Origin of the sequence: Jatrophihabitans endophyticus (assembly GCF_900129455.1) — a bacterium.
GTDB classification, from domain to species: Bacteria; Actinomycetota; Actinomycetes; order Mycobacteriales; family Jatrophihabitantaceae; genus Jatrophihabitans; species Jatrophihabitans endophyticus.
In genome coordinates this window covers 915,275-932,403 of record NZ_FQVU01000002.1, presented here as the reverse complement: position 1 = coordinate 932,403, position 17,129 = coordinate 915,275, and the positions used below count along the sequence as shown (strand labels likewise).

The following is a 17,129-nucleotide window of genomic DNA, read 5'->3' as shown; positions in this document are numbered from 1 at the left end:
ACTCAACCCTGGCGGCGTTGCACTGTGTGGAGCCCGTACCTACAGGAGATAGTGACGACATGGACATGACCACCCGCAGCCAGCAGGCGGTGAACGGCGCGATCGCCTCGGCGCAGCAGCGCGGCAACCCGACCGTGGAGTCCGCGCACCTCGCTCTCGCACTGCTCGACGACACCGAGACGCTCACCCGGCCGTTGCTGCAGGCGGTGGGCGCCGACGCCGACGCCCTGCGCGGCGAGCTCACCCGCGTCGTTGACCGGCTGCCGTCGGCGACCGGCACCTCGGTCGCGAAGGCGGTCGCCTCGACCGGCCTCTCGGCGGTGATGCGCAGCGCCGAGACCGTCGCGCGCGATCATTCCGACGAGTTCATCTCCGCCGAGCACCTGCTGCTCGCGCTGGCCGCCGTCCGCGACGGCGGCAGCGAGGTCGCCGACCTCCTCGCCCGCAACGGCGCCACCCCGGCCGCCCTGGACGAGGCGCTGACCTCGCTGCGCGGCTCCGCGCGCGTGACGTCCGCCGACCCCGAGTCGACCTTCCAGGCGCTCGAGAAGTACGGCAACGACCTCACGCAGGCGGCGAAGGACGGCAAGATCGACCCGGTCATCGGGCGCGACACCGAGATCCGCCGGGTGGTGCAGGTGCTCTCCCGCCGCACCAAGAACAACCCCGTCCTCATCGGCGAGCCCGGCGTCGGCAAGACCGCCGTGGTCGAGGGGCTCGCCCAGCGCATCGTCGCCGGCGACGTCCCCGAGAGCCTGCGCGGCAAGAAGGTCATCGCGCTGGACCTCGGCGCGATGATCGCCGGCGCGAAGTTCCGGGGCGAGTTCGAGGAGCGGCTCAAGGCCGTCCTCAACGAGATCAAGGACTCCGGCGGCCAGGTCGTCACCTTCATCGACGAGCTGCACACCGTCGTCGGGGCCGGCGCCACCGGCGAAGGCGCGATGGACGCCGGCAACATGCTCAAGCCGATGCTGGCCCGCGGCGAGCTGCGGCTGATCGGCGCGACCACGCTGGACGAGTACCGCGAGTACGTCGAGAAGGACCCCGCGCTCGAACGTCGCTTCCAGCAGGTGCTCGTCGCCGAGCCGTCGGTCGAGGACACCATCGCGATCCTGCGCGGGCTCAAGGGCCGCTACGAGGCGCACCACAAGGTGCGCATCAACGACGGCGCGCTGGTCGCGGCGTCCACGCTGTCCGATCGCTACATCACCTCGCGCTTCCTGCCCGACAAGGCGATCGACCTCGTCGACGAGGCCGCGTCGCGGCTGCGCATGGAGATCGACTCCAAGCCCGTCGAGATCGACGAGCTGCAGCGGGCCGTCGACCGCCTCCGCATGGAGGAGATGGCGCTGACCAAGGAGACCGATCCGGCGTCGGTCGAGCGACTGGCGCGGCTGCGCGCCGAGATGGCCGACCAGAACGAGCAGCTGGACGCCCTCAACGCCCGGTGGGAGCACGAGAAGAGCGGGCTCAACCGCGTCGGCGAGCTCAAGGAGCGCATCGACGACCTGCAGACGCAGATCGAGCGCGCCCAGCGCGACGGCGACCTGGAGACCGCTTCCCGGCTGCAGTACGCCGAGCTGCCCTCGCTGGAGAAGGAGCTGGACGCCGCGAGCGCGGCCGAGAGCGCGCTGCCCGCCGACGACGTCCTGGTCAAGGAGGAGGTCGGCGCCGACGACATCGCCGACGTCGTCTCCGCCTGGACCGGCATTCCCGCCGGCCGGATGATGGAGGGCGAGACCGCCAAGCTGCTGCGCATGGAGGACGAGCTCGGGCACCGGGTCATCGGGCAGCGCGGCGCCGTGCAGGCGGTCGCCGACGCCGTCCGGCGCGCCCGTGCCGGCATCGCCGACCCCAACCGGCCCACCGGGTCCTTCCTCTTCCTCGGCCCCACCGGCGTGGGCAAGACCGAGCTCGCCAAGGCGCTCGCCGAGTTCCTGTTCGACGACGAGCGCGCGATGGTGCGCATCGACATGAGCGAGTACTCCGAGAAGCACGCGGTGGCCCGGCTCGTCGGCGCCCCGCCCGGCTACGTCGGCTACGAGGAGGGCGGGCAGCTGACCGAGGCCGTGCGGCGCCGGCCGTACACCGTCGTGCTGCTCGACGAGGTCGAGAAGGCCCACCCCGACGTGTTCGACATCCTGCTCGCGGTGCTCGACGACGGCCGCCTCACCGACGGGCAGGGTCGCACCGTCGACTTCCGCAACACGCTGCTGATCCTGACCTCGAACCTGGGCTCGCAGGCGCTGGTGACCGACCTGCCCGACGACGCGAAGCACGCCGCGGTGATGGACTCGGTGCGCGGCCACTTCAAGCCCGAGTTCCTGAACCGGCTCGACGACGTGGTGGTGTTCGACGCGCTCTCGACCGACGACCTCACCCGGATCGTGGACATCCAGCTCGCCTCGCTGTCGGCGCGTCTCGCGTCGCGCCGGCTCACGCTCGACGTCACCGACGCCGCGCGGGAATGGCTGGCGCTCACCGGTTTCGACCCGCTCTACGGGGCCCGGCCGCTTCGCCGGCTGGTGCAGTCGGCGATCGGCGACGCGCTGGCCCGCGCGCTGCTCGGCGGCGAGATCCGCGACGGCCAGACCGTGCTCGTGGACGCGACCCCCGACCGGCTCGGGCTCACCGTCGGTGTGCCGGAGCCCGTCGCCGCCGATGCCTGATCCCGGCTCGCCCGAGCCGTTGTGGGGCGAGTCGGCCGACCGGCCGGTCGCCCCCCGGCGGTTCGCCGAGACCCCGGCCGTCCCGTCGCGCGCGACCGAGGAGCACGCCGCGGAGCGGGTAGGCGAGGAGCCGGCGCCGGCCGAACCTCGCGACCCCGTGGCCGTCGCCGCGGTGGCCGCGGGGTTCGCCGGCATCCTCGTCCTGGGGCTGCTGCTGGCCCTCGTGGCCGGCATCCTCGGGGCCTGGGCCGGGCAGCGCGCCCGGGACGCCCGGCGCAGCCTGGAGCTGCCCGCCCTGGCGCTCGTCCTCGCCGCGGTCGACGGCGTCGTCTGGATCGCCGTGCAGGCGAGCTTCGACGTCCCGCACTGGATCGGCTGAGCCGCCGGCGGAACTGCGCGTCAGCGCCCGCTGTTCGTCGCCAACCACCTGTTGATCGGGTTCGGGAAGGAGAACGCGAGTGACAGGATCGCGAGCGCCGCGAAGATGACGGCCCACACGATGTAGCCGTCACCGGCGTCGTGGAAGCGGTCGCCGTTGAAGCGCACCAGCCAGTACACCGCCGTGGCCAGCACGATCCCGCAGCCGACCGAGAGCAGCAGCCGGCCGCTCGCCTTGCCGCCGGTGAAGGTGACCGCGCCGGCGATGAGCAGACCGGCGGCGATGAAGTTGACCACGCCGTCGAGGGCGAACTCGGTGCCGTAGTCCGTTCCGCTGCCCGCGTTGTCCTCGATGTCGGACACGATCGCCGAGCCGAACAGCAGCAGCGCGCCGGCGAGGATCAGCATGCCGGCGTTGACGTACGCGAGGATCGACGCGGCGAGCACCAGACCGGGCCGCTGCGAACCGGGTTGCGACCCCGCCCCGTACGCCGGCGGGTAACCAGGCTGCTGTCCCCAGCCGTAGGGCTGCTGCGGGTACCCGTACGGCTGCTGCGTCGGGTACTGCGGCGGGTAGCCGTGGGGATCGTAGGGCTGCTGCTGGTACGGCTGCTGGTAGGACTGCTGCTGGTAGGGCTGCTGCTGCGGCTGGGACCGGAACTGCTCGGTGGGCGGCGGCCCGCCGTACGACCCCCGGGACGGGTCGGAATTGTCGTGCTCCGTCATTGCGTACTCCAGCGTGCGGCGGCGGTTGCGGGCAACAGTAGCGGTGATCGACACTCCGGGTCGTCGTCCGTGAGGCGGAATCGGCCGCCGTTCGGCACACTGTTCGCGCACACGTGTGACGCCGAGGCGCGATCTCGGACGGGGCAACGATTCCGACGGAGGGACCGCCATGAGCTACGACCAGCAACCCCCTGGCGCCGAGTACGGCCAACAGGGGTACGGCCAGCAGCAGGGCAGCGGCCAGCAGCAGGGCAGCGGCCAGCAGCAAGGCCACGGCCAGCCCTACCCGCAGCAGTCCTACGGCGCGCCCTACCCGCAGCAGCAGCACTACGGCCAGGGCTACCCGACGCCCGGATACCCCACCCAGCAGGGCAACGGCATGGCGACGGCCGCGCTCGTCTGCGGCATCGTCGGTCTCGTCCTGTTCTGGCTGCCGGTGATCGGGTGGATCCTCGCCATCCTCGGCATCGTGTTCGGCGGCGTCGGGTTGGCGCGCGCGAACCGCGGTGCGCCGAACAAGGGCATGGCCGTCGCCGGCATCGTCCTGGGCATCGTCTCGCTGGCGATCTACGTCGTCCTCGTCGTCATCGCCGTCAACACCTGACCCCACCACCCGGCCGTGCCGGCAGGACGAAAGGAACAACCGTGAGCTATCAGCCGTACCCGCAGGACCAGGGCCAGGGCTATCCGACGCCGCAGCAGCAACCGGGCAACGGCCTCGCCATCGCCGGCATGGTGTGCGGCATCGTGGGCCTGCTGATCTTCTGGTTCATCCTCGGGCCGCTCGCCATCATCTTCGGCGGCATCGGGTGGTCCAGGGCGAACCGGGGTGCCAAGTACAAGGGCATGGCCATCGCCGGCGTGGTCCTCGGCATCGTCGACATCATCGGCTACGTGATCCTCGTGGCCGTGGTCCTCGACAATCCGAGCGTCTTCGCCTAGCGCACGTCGCCGCCCGGTCCGGCGGCGAAGATGTTGTCGCGGACGCACTGGTTGAACCCGGGGTCGTCGCTGCCGGCCGCGCCGCCGCAGCGGTCGTAGGCGCGGAACGCGAAGATCGTCAGGACGGTGACCAGGACGACGGCCACGCCGGCACAGACGAGGCCGACGATGGCCTGGGCGCGGCCGGCGCCACCGCGCGACCTGGCCTCGGCGATGCCGAGCGAGCCGAACACGACGGCGGGCACGATGAGCAGCAGGTCGAGCAGCGACAGCCAGCACAGGACGACCGCGACGATGCCCAGCACCATCGAGGTGATCGCCTTGCCGTTGCCCTGCGACGCGGCGCCGGGTGGCGTGGGTCGCTGCGCGTAGGGGGCTTGCCCGTAGGGGGACTGCCCGTACGGCTGTTGGCCGTAGGGGGACTGCCCGTACGGCTGTTGGCCGTACGGAGCCTGCCCGTACGGGGACTGGCCGTACGGGGACTGGCCGTACGGGGACTGGCCGTACGGCGGTGCGCCGGTCGGGTACGCGCCGGGCGGCCCGGCCGGCGGCCGGCCGGGCGGGGTCGGCGGCACCGGAGCGGCCGGCGGGTCGGGCACGTAGCCCGGCGGCGCGTACTCCGGCGGGACCGGGAAGTCGGGCTTGCCGAAGCGGTACGGGTCGAACGGCACCTCGGACGCCTCCGCGGCGCCGGCGGCGTCGTCGGACTCCGCCGCGCGCTTGCCGAGCTCCACGGGCCGCTCGTCGTCGCCCGGGGACGTGGTCATCTGCACTCCGCTCCGCCGGTGGTCCGAGGTCCGCCCACGGATCGCCACGATGATCGCGCCGGCCCGTCGAGGGTAGCGAGCGCACCCGGGTCCCTCCTGGGAACCGGGCGGGGTCCACGGCTGCGCGACGTACACTCCCCCGCGTGACCGACACGCCCGGCGGCCCGTCCCTGCACAAGTCCCCTGCCACGGACCCCGCTCGCCCGCGCCCGCCCCGCCTGGTCCTCTACGCCATGGTGGCGCTGATCCTGTCCGGTCTCGGTGCCGTGCTGGCCTCGGCGTCGCTGTACACCGGCTCGGTCAAGACGTGGGTGCGCGACGGCGCCCGCGACTCGCAGGCCGACAAGATCGTCGACAAGCTCGACGACTACAAGAAGGCGGGGCCGACCGCCGGCAACCGGGCGAGCGAGCTCGCGACGCTGCGCACGCAGGTCCGCGACCTCAAGAAGGTCCCGAGCGACCAGCTCTCCCCCCGCATCGCCCAGCTCAAGCCGGCGGTCACCGCGCTGCAGACCGGTGCCAACAGCAAGCAGCGGGGCCTCGTCGGCGACATGCGCACGCAGTTCGACGACCTCGACAAGTTGCCCAAGCAGGTGTCCGCGCAGCAGAAGGGCGCGCTCATCTCCTCGCTCATCGTGCTCGTCGCGCTGGCGGTCGCGGCGTCGGCGGCCTACCGAGGCCGGTACTGGACGCGCTGGGCGGTGCTGGGCCTCTGGGTGCTGGCCACGTTCACCGGCACCCTCGCCGGGCTCGGCTCGGTCATGTCCGTGGCCGCCGACATCCCCGCGCTGTTCAAGGTGCCGGCCTTCGTCGCCGGCCTGGGGCTGGTCGTGGCCGTCGTCCTCGTCAACCTCCGCCCCAGCGTCGCGTTCTTCAACCTGACCCGTCCCGCGCGTCCCGCCGGCCAGCAGCGCCGCGGCCTGTTCCAGCCCGCCCCGCGCCCGAGCGGACCCCGCGGGGGCGGCGGCCTGTTCGGCGGGGGTGCGCGCGCCGCCACCCGGCAGCCGACGGTGCCCGAGCGCGAGACCTCGGCGGGCACGGAGCGCGCCCGCGCGAAGCAGCGCAGCAACGCCGAGGCGGTCGCCAAGGGCGCCGACCTCGCGCGGCGCCGCGCGAAGGCCAGCAAGTCGCGCCGTACCGGGGTCTGAGCGTGCCGCTGGCCCTCGTCACCGGCGCGTCCGCGGGCCTCGGCGCAGAGTTCGCCGACCAGCTCGCCGCGGCGGGCCACGATCTCGTCCTCGTCGCCCGCGACGCCGGGCGGCTGGCCGCCGCGCAGCACGCCCTGTCGGCGGCGCACGGCGTCGCGGTCGAGGTGCTGGCGGCCGACCTCGTCACCGACGCCGGCTGCGACGCGGTAGCGCAGCGTCTCGCCCGTGGCGACGTCGACGTGCTGGTCAACAACGCGGGGGTGGGCACCTACGCCGCCTTCGGCGAGGCCGACCTCGCGCGCGAGGAGGCGCAGCTCGATCTCAACGTGCGGGCGGTGCTGCGGTTGACCCACGCCGCGGTCCGCGCGATGACCGAGCGCGGGTCGGGTCGCGTCGTCAACGTCTCGTCGGTCGCGGGTTTCGTCCCCCGCCCCGGGAACGCGACGTACTCGGCGAGCAAGGCCTGGGTCACGACGTTCAGCGAGGCCCTGGCCCTGCAGACGGCCGGCACCGGCGTGCGCGTCACGGCGGTCTGCCCGGGCTTCACCCACACCGAGTTCCACGACCGAGCCCAGGCCGACATGGGTCACGTCCCCGCCCGGATGTGGCTCGACGCCCGCGACGTCGTGCGCGAGGGGCTGGCCGACGCGTTCGCGGGCAAGCCGGTGAGCGTCCCGTCCCGGCGCTACCAGGTCCTCGTCACCGCGGCCCGCACGATCCCGCGCCCGCTGCTGCGCCGCATCATGGGCGCCCGCGGCTACTGAGCCGCGGCGGCGTCTCTAGGCTCGTCGCCATGACCGAGCTGCCCGACTACAAGCGCGAGTTCATCGAGTTCGCGCTGGGGCACGACGTGCTGCGCTTCGGCGAGTTCACGCTGAAATCGGGCCGGGTGTCGCCGTACTTCTTCAATGCCGGACTGTTCAACACCGGCGCGCGGCTCGCCGGCCTCGGGCGCTACTACGCCGCCGCCATCGACGCGGCGACCGTCGAGTTCGACGTGCTGCTCGGGCCGGCCTACAAGGGCATCCCGATCGCGGCCGCCACCGCCGTCCAGCTGGCCGAGCAGTACGACCGCGACGTCCCGTGGGCCTTCAACCGCAAGGAGGCCAAGGACCACGGCGAGGGCGGGACGATCGTCGGCACGCCGCTGACCGGTCGCGTCCTGCTCGTCGACGACGTCATCACCTCCGGCGCGGCGATCCGCGAGGTCATGACGATCGTCGACGCCTCCCCCGCGCGGCTCGCCGGGGTCGTCGTGTCCGTCGACCGACAGGAGCGCGGCACCGGCACGCTGTCGGCGATCCAGGAGCTCGAGCGCGAGCGCGGAGTCCCGGTGCACGCCATCGTCACCGTCGGCGACCTCGTGACCTACCTGCGCGGGACGGGCCGGTACGCCGAGCACCTCGCCGCGATGCTCGCCTACCGCGAGCGGTACGGCGTGACCCGGTGAATCGCCGAGTGGTCGCTCCCGGCGGCGAGTGGTCGCGACTCCGGTGACCACCGGGGGCCGGGACGACCACCCGGCGGCCGGAGACGACGGTCGGACGCACTCCGACGAGGTCGGCGTCGGGCCGCACCCCGAGCCGTGGCCGGACGACCCGCGTCACGACCCCACCCTGTTGCGCGAGGGCGACCGCCGCAACGTCGCCGACCGGTACCGGTACTGGACGGTCGAGGCGATCGTGGCCGAGCTGGACTCGCGCCGCCACGACTTCGCGGTGGCGATCGAGAACTGGCGCCACGACCTGAACATCGGGACGGTGGTGCGCACCGCCAACGCGTTCCTCGCCCGCGAGGTCGTGATCGTCGGCAACCGCCGCTGGAACCGGCGTGGTGCGATGGTGACCGACCGGTACCAGCACGTCCGGCACGTCGCGACGACCGACGAGCTGGCGACCTACGCAGCCAGTGCGGGATACGACATCGTCGCCGTCGACAACCTGCCCGGCGCCGAGCCGCTCGAGTCGAGCACGCTCCCCCGCCGCGCCCTGCTGCTCTTCGGCCAGGAGGGCACGGGTTTGAGCGATTCCGCGCGAAAGACTGCGAGCGCCGTCTACTCGATCGCGCAGTACGGGTCCACCCGCTCGATCAACGCCGGCGTGGCCGCGGGCATCGCGATGCACGCCTGGGTCAGAACCCACGCGGCGCCGCCCGGCTGACCGCCGACCGATCAGTCCTGCGCGAGCAGGTACCGGCCGAAGTGCGGGACGGTGAACGCGATGCGCCCGCGCTGACCGGAGTAGACGAGTCCCTTCTTCAACAACCCGTCACGCGCCGGGGAGAGCGACTGCGGCGCGCGGCCGAGGACCTTGGCCACGAGCGCGGTCGGCACGGTGTCGCCGTCACCGGCCACGCCCGCGAGGTCGGCCATGGCCCGCAGGTACTCCCGCTCGGCCGGCGTCGCCCGCTCGTAGCGCGAGCCGAAGAACCCGACCGCGAGCTCGGCCTCGGCCTCGGGTGCGGCCACCGCGACGTCGGCCGCGGTGACCGGCGAGCGGGGGGCGACGTCCCAGACGACCTTGCCGTAGGCCTGGACGAAGTACGGGTAGCCACCGGTCAGCTCGTACATCGCGGCCAGGGCGTCGTCGTCGAAGTCGGCGTCCTCGTCACGGGCGGGTCCGCGCAGGGCACGATCGGCCGCCGCCCGCTCGAGCCGGTCGATCCGGGCGTAGCGAAAGAGCCGCTCGGAGTAGGACTTCGACGCCGACAACACGGCGGGCAGGTGCGGCAGGCCGGCGCCGACCAGGACCAGCGGCAGGCCCTGCTGCGAGATCTCGTGGCAGGCGGCGCAGATCGCCGACACGTCGTCCGGCCCGAGGTCCTGCATCTCGTCGACGAAGACCGCGACGCCGTGCCCGGCATCGGCGGCGAGCCCCGCGACGTCGCTGAACAGCTCGACGAGATCGATCTCGATGTCGCCGGAGTCGGCGCGGCCGGGCACGGCGGGCACGTCGATTCCCGGCTGCCAGGGGCGGGCCGCCCGCCCCTTGCCCTCGACGTCGCGCTGGGCGAAGGACTTGAGGACCCCCAGGACGTGACGCGACTCGTCCTCGTTGCGACCGGCGAGCTCGCGGATCGCGAGGTGCAGCGCGGCGGCCAGCGGACGCCGGACGGTCTGGTCGGGGCGGGCCTCGAGCTTGCCGGTGCCCCACCCGCGACGCACCGCCGCGGAGCGCAACGCGTTGAGCAGGACGGTCTTGCCCACGCCCCGCAGGCCGGTCAGGACCATCGAGCGTTCCGGCCGCCGCCGGGCGACCCGCTCGAGCACCACCTCGAACCCTGCGAGCTCGGCGTTGCGGCCGGCGAGCTCGGGGGGCCGCTGGCCGGCACCGGGGGCGTACGGATTGCGAACCGGATCCACGATCGGACTGTATCGGGGTTTCTAGCGAAATCCGGATAACCCGCGATACACACCGATCGGGTCCTCCCGTACCCGGTCCGCTGTGAGCCAGGACATGAAGCGTTTGCAGCCCCGCGTTTCCGGGCCTGCGTCACGCAACGGATACCTCTCGGCCCCCAGTGGACAGCTGACGGATACACATCGGTAACGCTCGGCCGTTACGGTCGAATCGAGACAACGGAGCAGCCAGCGGGGGCGCAACGGCTGCGAGACCACCCATGGTCGGCCGCGCTGGAGCCACCCGGCGACGACGACCGTGCAATGCGATGGGCGCGATATCAGGACGGTCGCGTCCCACCGGGGGAGTAATCCATGTCGGCTGTCGTCCGCAAGATCGTCGAGGAGATGACGGAGGTCGTGCCACCGGGCCAAGCCCGGCTCGACTACCGCTCACGCGAACACCTGCACCGCCTCACCACCCTGCTCGTCGACGCCGACGCCACGGCCGAGGCGGAGTACGAGCGCTACCTGGCCATCGCCGACCGGGGGCTCGACACGGCGCCGGTGCACGACCGGCTCGTCGCCGCCTACGGCGGACAGCGCGTCCTCGTCACCGGCGGCACCGGCTGCATCGGGTCGGTGCTGAGCCGCGAGCTGCTGGCCTTCGAGCCGGCCGAGGTCTTCTGCATCTACACGACGCACGACGACTTCGTGCCGGTGCCCGGCGTCGTCTACGTCGACGTCGACATTCGTGACGAGGCGGCGGTGCGCGACGTCGTCGGCCGGATGCGCCCCGACGTGGTCTTCCACTGCGCCGCCCAGCGTTCGCCGGGCCTCGCCGAGCGGGAGGTCGCGCGGACGCTGCAGGCCAACGTCGTCGGTACGCGCAACGTGCTGCGGGCGGCTCGCGACGTCGACGTCCGGCGCTTCGTGCACGCCAGCACCGGCAAGGCGATGCGGTACTACACGACCGACGTGTACGCCGCGAGCAAGAAGGTCGCCGAGTGGCTCGTCGCCGACTACGGCGCCGAGGGCCGCGCGACCGGAATGGCGCGCTTCACCCACGTCGTCGACAACGCCGTGGTGCTGGAGAACGTCGAGAACGCCCTGGCGCGACCCGACGGCGTGATCCGGGTGCACGACCCGGATCTCGAGTTCTACGCGCAGTCGGCCCGCGAGTCGGCCCAGTTGCTGCTGCTCGCCGGTCTGGACGCCGCGACCGACCGTCCGCACGGACTCGCGATCCGATCACTGGGCGAGCCGGCCCGCCTGCTCGACGTCGTGGTCGGCAAGATCAAGGCGAGCCCACGCGGCGACGAGGCCGCGATCTACCTGTCCGGCTACGACAAGGGCTACGAGCGCGGCAATCCGCCCGGGCTCTACGACCCGGAGAACGCGACGGAGCTGTCGCCGCTCGTCAACGCCATCGAGGCCGCGACCGCGGTCCCGCACGACGCGGCCGACAACGTCGACCGCTTCGAGATCGCGCTGCCGCCGAGCGGGGGCGACGTCGACGCGCTCGTGGACGCGATCGACCACGCGTGTGCCGTCGGCGACCCGCTCGACGCCTCGGCCGAGCTCGCCCGGGCGGCGAAGCAGGTGGCCGACGCGATGTTCCATCGCTGTCCCGACCCCCTGTTCACCCGCATCCACGCCATGGCCGCCCGGGCGGACGTGGCCCTGCCGACGACGCGGCGACCGGCCGCGTAACCCGTCCGACCCCACCCGCGAACCGTCGCCGATGCGGTTCGCGAGTCGCTCCCCCGTGCCCGTACCGCGGCCGCGTGCGTCCGCGAACACCGAAGGATCTGCCATGAGCCCCACGACCTACGACCTCAGCGTGGTCGTCCCGACCCGCCACGAGGCGACCAACATCGACGAGTGCCACCGGCGCGTCGCCGCTGCCCTCGGTGACGACGTCACCTGGGAACTGCTCTTCGTCGACGACTCCGACGACGAGACCCCGCAGGTCATCGAGGCCCTCTGCCGCCGCGACAGCCGGGTCAAGCTGTGCCACCGCAGCGGCGAGAGCCGGACCGGCGGCCTCGGCGGTGCGGTCACGCGCGGATTCGCGCTGAGCACGGGCGACGCCGTCGTCGTCATGGACGCCGACCTGCAGCACCCGCCGGCGGTCGTCCCGGAGCTGCACGCCGCCCTGCTGGAGGGTGCCGACGTCGCGGTCGCGAGCCGCTACGTGGGCGACGGCTCCACCGCCGGTCTCGACGGCCGCTACCGCCAGGGCGTGTCACGGCTGTCCAAGACGCTGGCGCGCCGGCTGCTGCCGCGCATCCGCCACACCACCGACCCCCTCTCGGGGTTCTTCGCGGTGCGCCGCGGCGTGATCGCCGGCGCGAGCCTGCGCCCGGACGGTTACAAGATCCTGATGGAGATCCTCGCGCGCGGCAGCTGGGACAGCCTGGTCGACGTGCCGTACACCTTCTCCGACCGGCACTCCGGCGACTCGAAGTCCGACGTGCGAGAGGGCCTGCGCTTCGTCCGTCACACGTTCGCGCTGCGGCGCCGGTCCCGCGGCCGTAGCGGCGACGCCGCCCGACGCGTCCGCGGCGAGTCGCCGGACGGGCTGCGGGTGCTCATCCTGACCTCCGAGGCGCCGCCGGTCGTGAGCGGCATCGCCAAGACCGTGGAGATGCTGCAGCGTGGGCTGCGCGAGCGAGGGCACGAGGTCGACATCACCAGCCGGCAGGACTTCCCGCGGCTGATGCGTCGCGAGATCCGGCTGTCGGCCTTCGCCTTCTTCTGGCCGCGGGTCGCCCGGGACCTGCCGACGTACGACGTCGTCAACCTGCACGGACCGGTGCCGACGATCAGCGAGACGTTCCTGCTGCTGATCCGCACGATGCGCCGGGCCGAGCGCCCCGCCGTCGTGTACACGCACCACAGTGACCTCGCGATCCCGCGACTCGAACGGTGGTGCGGCATCTACAACCGCCTCGCGAAGGCGCTCGCGCACTCCGCGGACGCGGTGGTGGTGAGCTCGAGCGCGTACCAGTCCAAGATCGGGCGCACCGACGGCAAGGCGGTCGAGGTCATCCCGTGGGCGGTCGAGGCACCGGCCAAGGCACCGGTGCGGGCGGCGTCCCCGCGTATGCGCGTGCTGTTCGTCGGGCAGCTGCGCAGCTACAAGGGCCTGCACGTGCTCATCGACGCCGTCGCCCAGCTGCCCGAGATCGACCTCACCATCGTCGGTGACGGCCCGCTGCGCGACGAGCTGTCGACGCGCATCCGCAGCCACGGCGCCGCCAACATCACCATGGCCGGACGACTGTCCGACGACGAGCTCTGGCAGTCCTACGGCAACCACGACGTCATCACGCTGCCGAGCCTGACCCGCGCGGAGGCGTACGGCATGGTGCTCGCCGAGGGCATGGCCGCCGGCTGCGTGCCCATCGCGTCCGACCTGCCCGGCGTGGCCGAGGTCGCCTCGCCCACCGGTGTCGTCGTCGAACCCGGTTCGGTGGACTCGCTGCGCGACTCGCTGGCCGAGCTGCAGCACGACCGCGGCAAGCTGGACCGGCTCAGCCGCGCCTCGGTGGAGCGGGCCCGCTCGCTCACGGTGGACGGGATGGCCTCCAGCTACGAGGCGGTCTTCAGCGACGGCGTCCGCACCCGCTCGCAGGAACGTGGTCGGCTGGCCGTCCCCGAGCGGTGGAGCGGCCCCCAGGAGGTCGTCCACGCGCTGGAGAACGCGCTGCCCGACGCGAAGGTCAGCGTCGCGCTGGTCACCCGGACGTCGCGGCAGTCCTCGATCCGCGTCTGGTGCGGCGGCGAGCAGATCGCGACGAGCGACTACGACGCGGCGCGGTACGCCTTCGACCTGAGCGAGCCCGAGGTCGTCGCCTCGGCCGGCGGGCTGGACGCCGGCGCCAAGATCCTGCTCGACGAGCAGGGTGCGACGTCGGCCATCTTCATCCCCATGCGCAAGAACCGTGGCACGGTCTCGGTCATCGGCGTCTCGAGCAGCGACGACGCTCGCCGGCTCGGCGACGCCGACCTCGACCGGGCCATGGCCGTCCTGCGCGGACTTCCGAAGGAGCGTTTCGCGGCCTGAGAAGTCGTCGCGACCCGCCCGGGTCGCCCACACGACTTCGGTAGCGTCGTCCACTTATGTCTGATCACGGGGAAACGACCGCACGCTGGTGGCGGCGGCCGGGCATCGTCACCCTGCTGCCCGCCGCGATCGTCCTGATCGTCTACGTCGTCAATCTGCAGAAGTCCTACGACTTCAGCCTCGACGAAATCACGTACACGACGGTGAGCCAGCGCGTCATCGGCGACAACGCCATCGCCACCGCGTCGCGGCCGTTCCTCGTCCATCCACCCTTCTACTTCCTGCTCGCCGGGCTGTGGGACCTCGTCACCGGCCACCGCGACTCGGACACGCTCGCGGCGCTGCGCTCGCTGCGCTACCTGCAGGCCGTGCTCGTCGCCGTGGCGGCGTGGGTGGTCGGTCTCGTCACCACGGCCGCGATCCGCTCCGCCGGGGTGCGTGTCCGGACGTGGATGCCGACGCTCGCCATGGCGATCTTTGCGTTCAGCAGCTTCGTCCTCTCCTTCGGCCGCGCGGTGCTGCTCGAGACCGGCGCGGTGCTCGCCAGCGGCCTGGTGGTGCTGGTCGCCCTGCGCGTGCGCACGCGACCGGCGCTGGTGCAGATCTGCGCGCTCGGCGCGCTCATCGGCGTCGGCTGCCTCGTCAAGCAGACCGTCATCTTCGCCGGCGCCGCTCCCCTGCTCGCATCACTGGTGCGCCGCGAGTGGCGCGCCGCGGCGACCCAGCTCGGGGCCGTCGCGGTCGGGGGGCTGGTCTGGAGCTCGTTCTTCGTCTGGTCGGTGACGCAGGGGCACGGCCGCGACTTCCTCGACCAGGAGTCGGTGTCGCTGCGCCGGCTGTTCGGCGTCCTGCACACCAGTGGGGTCAACAAGCCCAACCGCCCCGCCGGGACGGCCGGCCCGCTCGACGACATCAAGGCGACGTACGTGCAGTACCTGGCGGGTTACCTCGTGTTCGCCGCGGGAGCGCTGGCCCTGCTCGTGCTCGTCGCCCGCAGGCGGCTGTTCGCACGTACGGACCGGCTGCCGTTCGCACATCACCTGGTCCTCTGCTTCGGCGTCCTCGACTACGCGTTCGTCGCGTTCTCCTTCGCCTTCGGCCAGGGCAACGAACAGCTGATCATGTACAGCGCGCCGCCCGCGGCGATCGCGACCGTCTACGCCGTGGTCGTGGTCGGCGGCGCCGAGCGGCGACGCGGGTTCGCCGGCGTGATGCGCCCGGTGCTCGCCCTCGTGGCCCTCGCCGGCATCGTCGTCGGGGCCGGCACGTGGGGCTATTACTACGTCGCGCACGACGACGACGGCACCGCCCGGATGGCCTCCTACGTCAGCCGGACGACACCAGGGTGCGTGGCGATCAACGCGAGCGGCAACTCCGAGCGCTGGCGCGCGGTGCTGCCCGACGCGAACGTCACGGGGTACGACGACGGCCGCCGCGCCGTGGCGCGGGGAACCCGGCTGTTCGTCGTGTCCAGCAAGGACGCCTCGCACGCCTACGGCAACATGAGTCCGCAGTTCGCGGTGTGGGCCAAGCGGTACGGCACGCTCGTGCACTCGGTCGACAGCCGCAGCTACGGGACCATCTCGCTCTACCGGGTCGGTGCGGCGAGTGCGGTGCGCGCCGACCCCGCGGTCTGCCGCACCGCGGCCGCCGCCCGCGCGACGCGCATCACCCACACCGCGGCGTCGGCCCTCGTCTACTACTCGATCCTCGCCGGCGCGCTCGTCGTGGTCGGCGGGGTGGGCGTCGTCACCGCGCGCCGGTCGTCAGCCCCCGGCCGGCGCCGGGGGTAGCGCGTCGGGCCCGGCGAGCCGGCCGAGGACGTCGACGCTCACGGTGCCGTCGCGCACCTGGTCGTCGTGGGCCCAGTACAGCCCGAGGAAGCCGCAGCCCTTCGCCTGCGCGTAGGCGCGCGCCGCCAGACCGTCGTCGGACGGGTCGCGGTAGTAGGCGCGGCGCTTCGCCGAGTCACGCAGGCTGGGGACCTCGCCCGCCACGCTGAAGCCGTTGTGGCGGGCCAGCCGGCTGATCCAGCGCGCCGCGGACCAGTCCAGCACCGTGCGGGACTCGAGCCGCACCGCCTCGTCGTCGGGGCCGCACGCGTCGTCGTCGCCCGAGCCGTCGGCCACCGACGACACGTAGGCGGTGACGCCGTCGCGCACGGTCAGCCCGGCGTAGACCCACGACCACACGGCACCGCGGCCGAACAACCCGTTCGGCAGGCCCGCTGCGACCCGCGGGGCGACCTGTGCGGGACGGATGCCCTGGCCGGGCGTGAGCAGCTGCAGGTAGCCGGTGAAGCCGAGTCGGCGCAGCTCGCCCAGCTGCCAGTTCGCGACGTCGGTCAGGCCTGCGACGTACCACCTGGCCCACGCCTCGCGCTGCGCCAGGGCGGGCGAGGTGTCGCCGGTTCCGGGGCGCCACCCGGGCAGCGGGTTGGGGGCCATGGAGGCCGGACGCTGCGGACCGCCCTGCGCGCCGTCGCTGAACGCCCAGTACCGGTTGCCCCGCGGGTAGAGCAGCTCGGCATTGCCGCCGGCCGTGACGCGGACGGCCCAGAAGTGCTGGAGGCCGATCAGCTCGTCGATCTTCGCGAGGTAGCGGTCGGCCAGCCGCCGCAGGTCACGGTTGAAGACGAGATCCGGCTCGTCGGAGCGATGGCCGTCCTGGTCGACGAAGCGGCTGCCCGGGATGGCGAGCAGCCACGCCGGCGCGTAGTGCAGCCCCAGCCCCAGGGTGACCTGCATACCGGCCTGCTCGTAGGTGCGGATCCGTGCGCAGACACGGTCGGCGTAGGCCGCGTCGAACCGACCCTTGGCCGGCTCGAAGTCGCGCCACGCGAGCTCGACCATGGCCACCTTGATGCCGGCACGCGACTCGTCATCCGCCGTCTCGGGGTGGGTGCCCAACGTGCCGACGAACGGTGCCGCCGAGGGGGTGCCGACGCGGGAGATTCCCTGCCCGGCCGGCAGGTCGGCACAGGCGTCGGAGCCACCGTCGCGCGTCACCAGCACCACCACGAGCGCGACCGCCACCGCCACGGCTGCGAGCAGGCCGAGCAGCACGCGGGACCGGGCACGCCGGGCCACC

Annotated in this window: 15 protein-coding genes; 11 read left to right on the top strand and 4 right to left on the bottom strand. The window is 72.7% G+C overall.

Annotation, left to right across the window (positions count from 1 at the left end; genetic code table 11):
• Window positions 1–59: 59 nt before the first annotated feature.
• Both clpB and BUE29_RS09625 read left to right on the top strand, forming a co-directional pair.
• The gene (clpB, locus tag BUE29_RS09630; RefSeq protein ID WP_073389090.1) at window positions 60–2,669 is read left to right on the top strand and encodes an ATP-dependent chaperone ClpB; all 2,610 of its coding nucleotides are present in this window, start codon (window positions 60–62) and stop codon (window positions 2,667–2,669) included.
• On the top strand, window positions 2,662–3,048 hold the full coding sequence (locus BUE29_RS09625) for a hypothetical protein (protein WP_073389088.1): 387 nt from the start codon (window positions 2,662–2,664) through the stop codon (window positions 3,046–3,048). Before clpB ends, BUE29_RS09625 begins: the two co-directional genes overlap by 8 nt.
• 20 nt (window positions 3,049–3,068) lie before the next feature.
• Here the strand turns inward: BUE29_RS09625 and BUE29_RS22800 are convergent, their stop codons facing one another.
• Window positions 3,069–3,773, bottom strand: coding sequence for a hypothetical protein (locus BUE29_RS22800; protein ID WP_073389085.1), 705 nt, complete (start codon window positions 3,771–3,773; stop codon window positions 3,069–3,071).
• A 169-nt stretch (window positions 3,774–3,942) separates the two neighbouring features.
• Here BUE29_RS22800 and BUE29_RS09615 point away from each other — a divergent pair, with 169 nt between their 5' ends.
• Window positions 3,943–4,377: a DUF4190 domain-containing protein gene (locus tag BUE29_RS09615; RefSeq protein WP_084180884.1), complete on the top strand. Its 435-nt coding sequence runs from the start codon at window positions 3,943–3,945 to the stop codon at window positions 4,375–4,377.
• 41 nt (window positions 4,378–4,418) lie between these two features.
• On the top strand, window positions 4,419–4,715 hold the full coding sequence (locus BUE29_RS09610) for a DUF4190 domain-containing protein (protein ID WP_200800116.1): 297 nt from the start codon (window positions 4,419–4,421) through the stop codon (window positions 4,713–4,715).
• On the opposite strand, the gene BUE29_RS09605 is transcribed toward BUE29_RS09610, so the two are convergent.
• Window positions 4,712–5,482 carry a DUF4190 domain-containing protein gene (locus BUE29_RS09605; RefSeq protein ID WP_143168090.1) on the bottom strand — a complete coding sequence of 257 codons (771 nt, stop codon included), beginning with the start codon at window positions 5,480–5,482 and terminating at the stop codon, window positions 4,712–4,714. The genes BUE29_RS09610 and BUE29_RS09605 overlap by 4 nt on opposite strands.
• Before the next feature lie 143 nt (window positions 5,483–5,625).
• Between BUE29_RS09605 and BUE29_RS09600 the strand changes: the two genes are divergently transcribed.
• From BUE29_RS09600 to BUE29_RS09585, 4 genes are read left to right on the top strand one after another with little or no spacing between them, the layout of a single operon-like run.
• The gene (locus tag BUE29_RS09600) at window positions 5,626–6,630 is read left to right on the top strand and encodes a hypothetical protein (RefSeq protein WP_073389080.1); all 1,005 of its coding nucleotides are present in this window, start codon (window positions 5,626–5,628) and stop codon (window positions 6,628–6,630) included.
• A gap of 2 nt (window positions 6,631–6,632) precedes the next feature.
• Entirely contained in the window at window positions 6,633–7,394 is a 762-nt protein-coding gene (locus BUE29_RS09595) for an SDR family NAD(P)-dependent oxidoreductase (protein WP_073389077.1), read from the top strand.
• A 38-nt stretch (window positions 7,395–7,432) separates the two neighbouring features.
• Window positions 7,433–8,080: an orotate phosphoribosyltransferase gene (pyrE, locus tag BUE29_RS09590; protein ID WP_143168111.1), complete on the top strand. Its 648-nt coding sequence runs from the start codon at window positions 7,433–7,435 to the stop codon at window positions 8,078–8,080.
• Window positions 8,081–8,123: 43 nt separating this feature from the next.
• Window positions 8,124–8,789, top strand: a complete 666-nt coding sequence (locus tag BUE29_RS09585; RefSeq protein ID WP_084180935.1) for a TrmH family RNA methyltransferase — start codon at window positions 8,124–8,126, stop codon at window positions 8,787–8,789.
• Window positions 8,790–8,800: 11 nt separating this feature from the next.
• Here the strand turns inward: BUE29_RS09585 and BUE29_RS09580 are convergent, their stop codons facing one another.
• Window positions 8,801–9,991 (bottom strand): ATP-binding protein, encoded by a 1,191-nt coding sequence (locus BUE29_RS09580; RefSeq protein WP_073389068.1) that lies wholly within the window; start codon window positions 9,989–9,991, stop codon window positions 8,801–8,803.
• 351 nt (window positions 9,992–10,342) lie between these two features.
• Between BUE29_RS09580 and BUE29_RS09575 the strand changes: the two genes are divergently transcribed.
• From BUE29_RS09575 to BUE29_RS09565, 3 genes are all read left to right on the top strand, one after another.
• Window positions 10,343–11,680, top strand: a complete 1,338-nt coding sequence (locus tag BUE29_RS09575; protein ID WP_073389065.1) for a polysaccharide biosynthesis protein — start codon at window positions 10,343–10,345, stop codon at window positions 11,678–11,680.
• A 103-nt stretch (window positions 11,681–11,783) separates the two neighbouring features.
• Complete coding sequence (locus BUE29_RS09570) at window positions 11,784–14,039, top strand: glycosyltransferase (protein ID WP_073389062.1); 2,256 nt, start codon at window positions 11,784–11,786, stop codon at window positions 14,037–14,039.
• 56 nt (window positions 14,040–14,095) lie between these two features.
• Window positions 14,096–15,832, top strand: coding sequence for a glycosyltransferase family 87 protein (locus BUE29_RS09565; protein ID WP_073389059.1), 1,737 nt, complete (start codon window positions 14,096–14,098; stop codon window positions 15,830–15,832).
• On the opposite strand, the gene BUE29_RS09560 is transcribed toward BUE29_RS09565, so the two are convergent.
• Window positions 15,806–17,128, bottom strand: coding sequence for a beta-galactosidase (locus BUE29_RS09560; protein WP_073389056.1), 1,323 nt, complete (start codon window positions 17,126–17,128; stop codon window positions 15,806–15,808). The two genes, BUE29_RS09565 and BUE29_RS09560, sit on opposite strands and share 27 nt — an antisense overlap.
• Window position 17,129 lies beyond the last annotated feature (1 nt).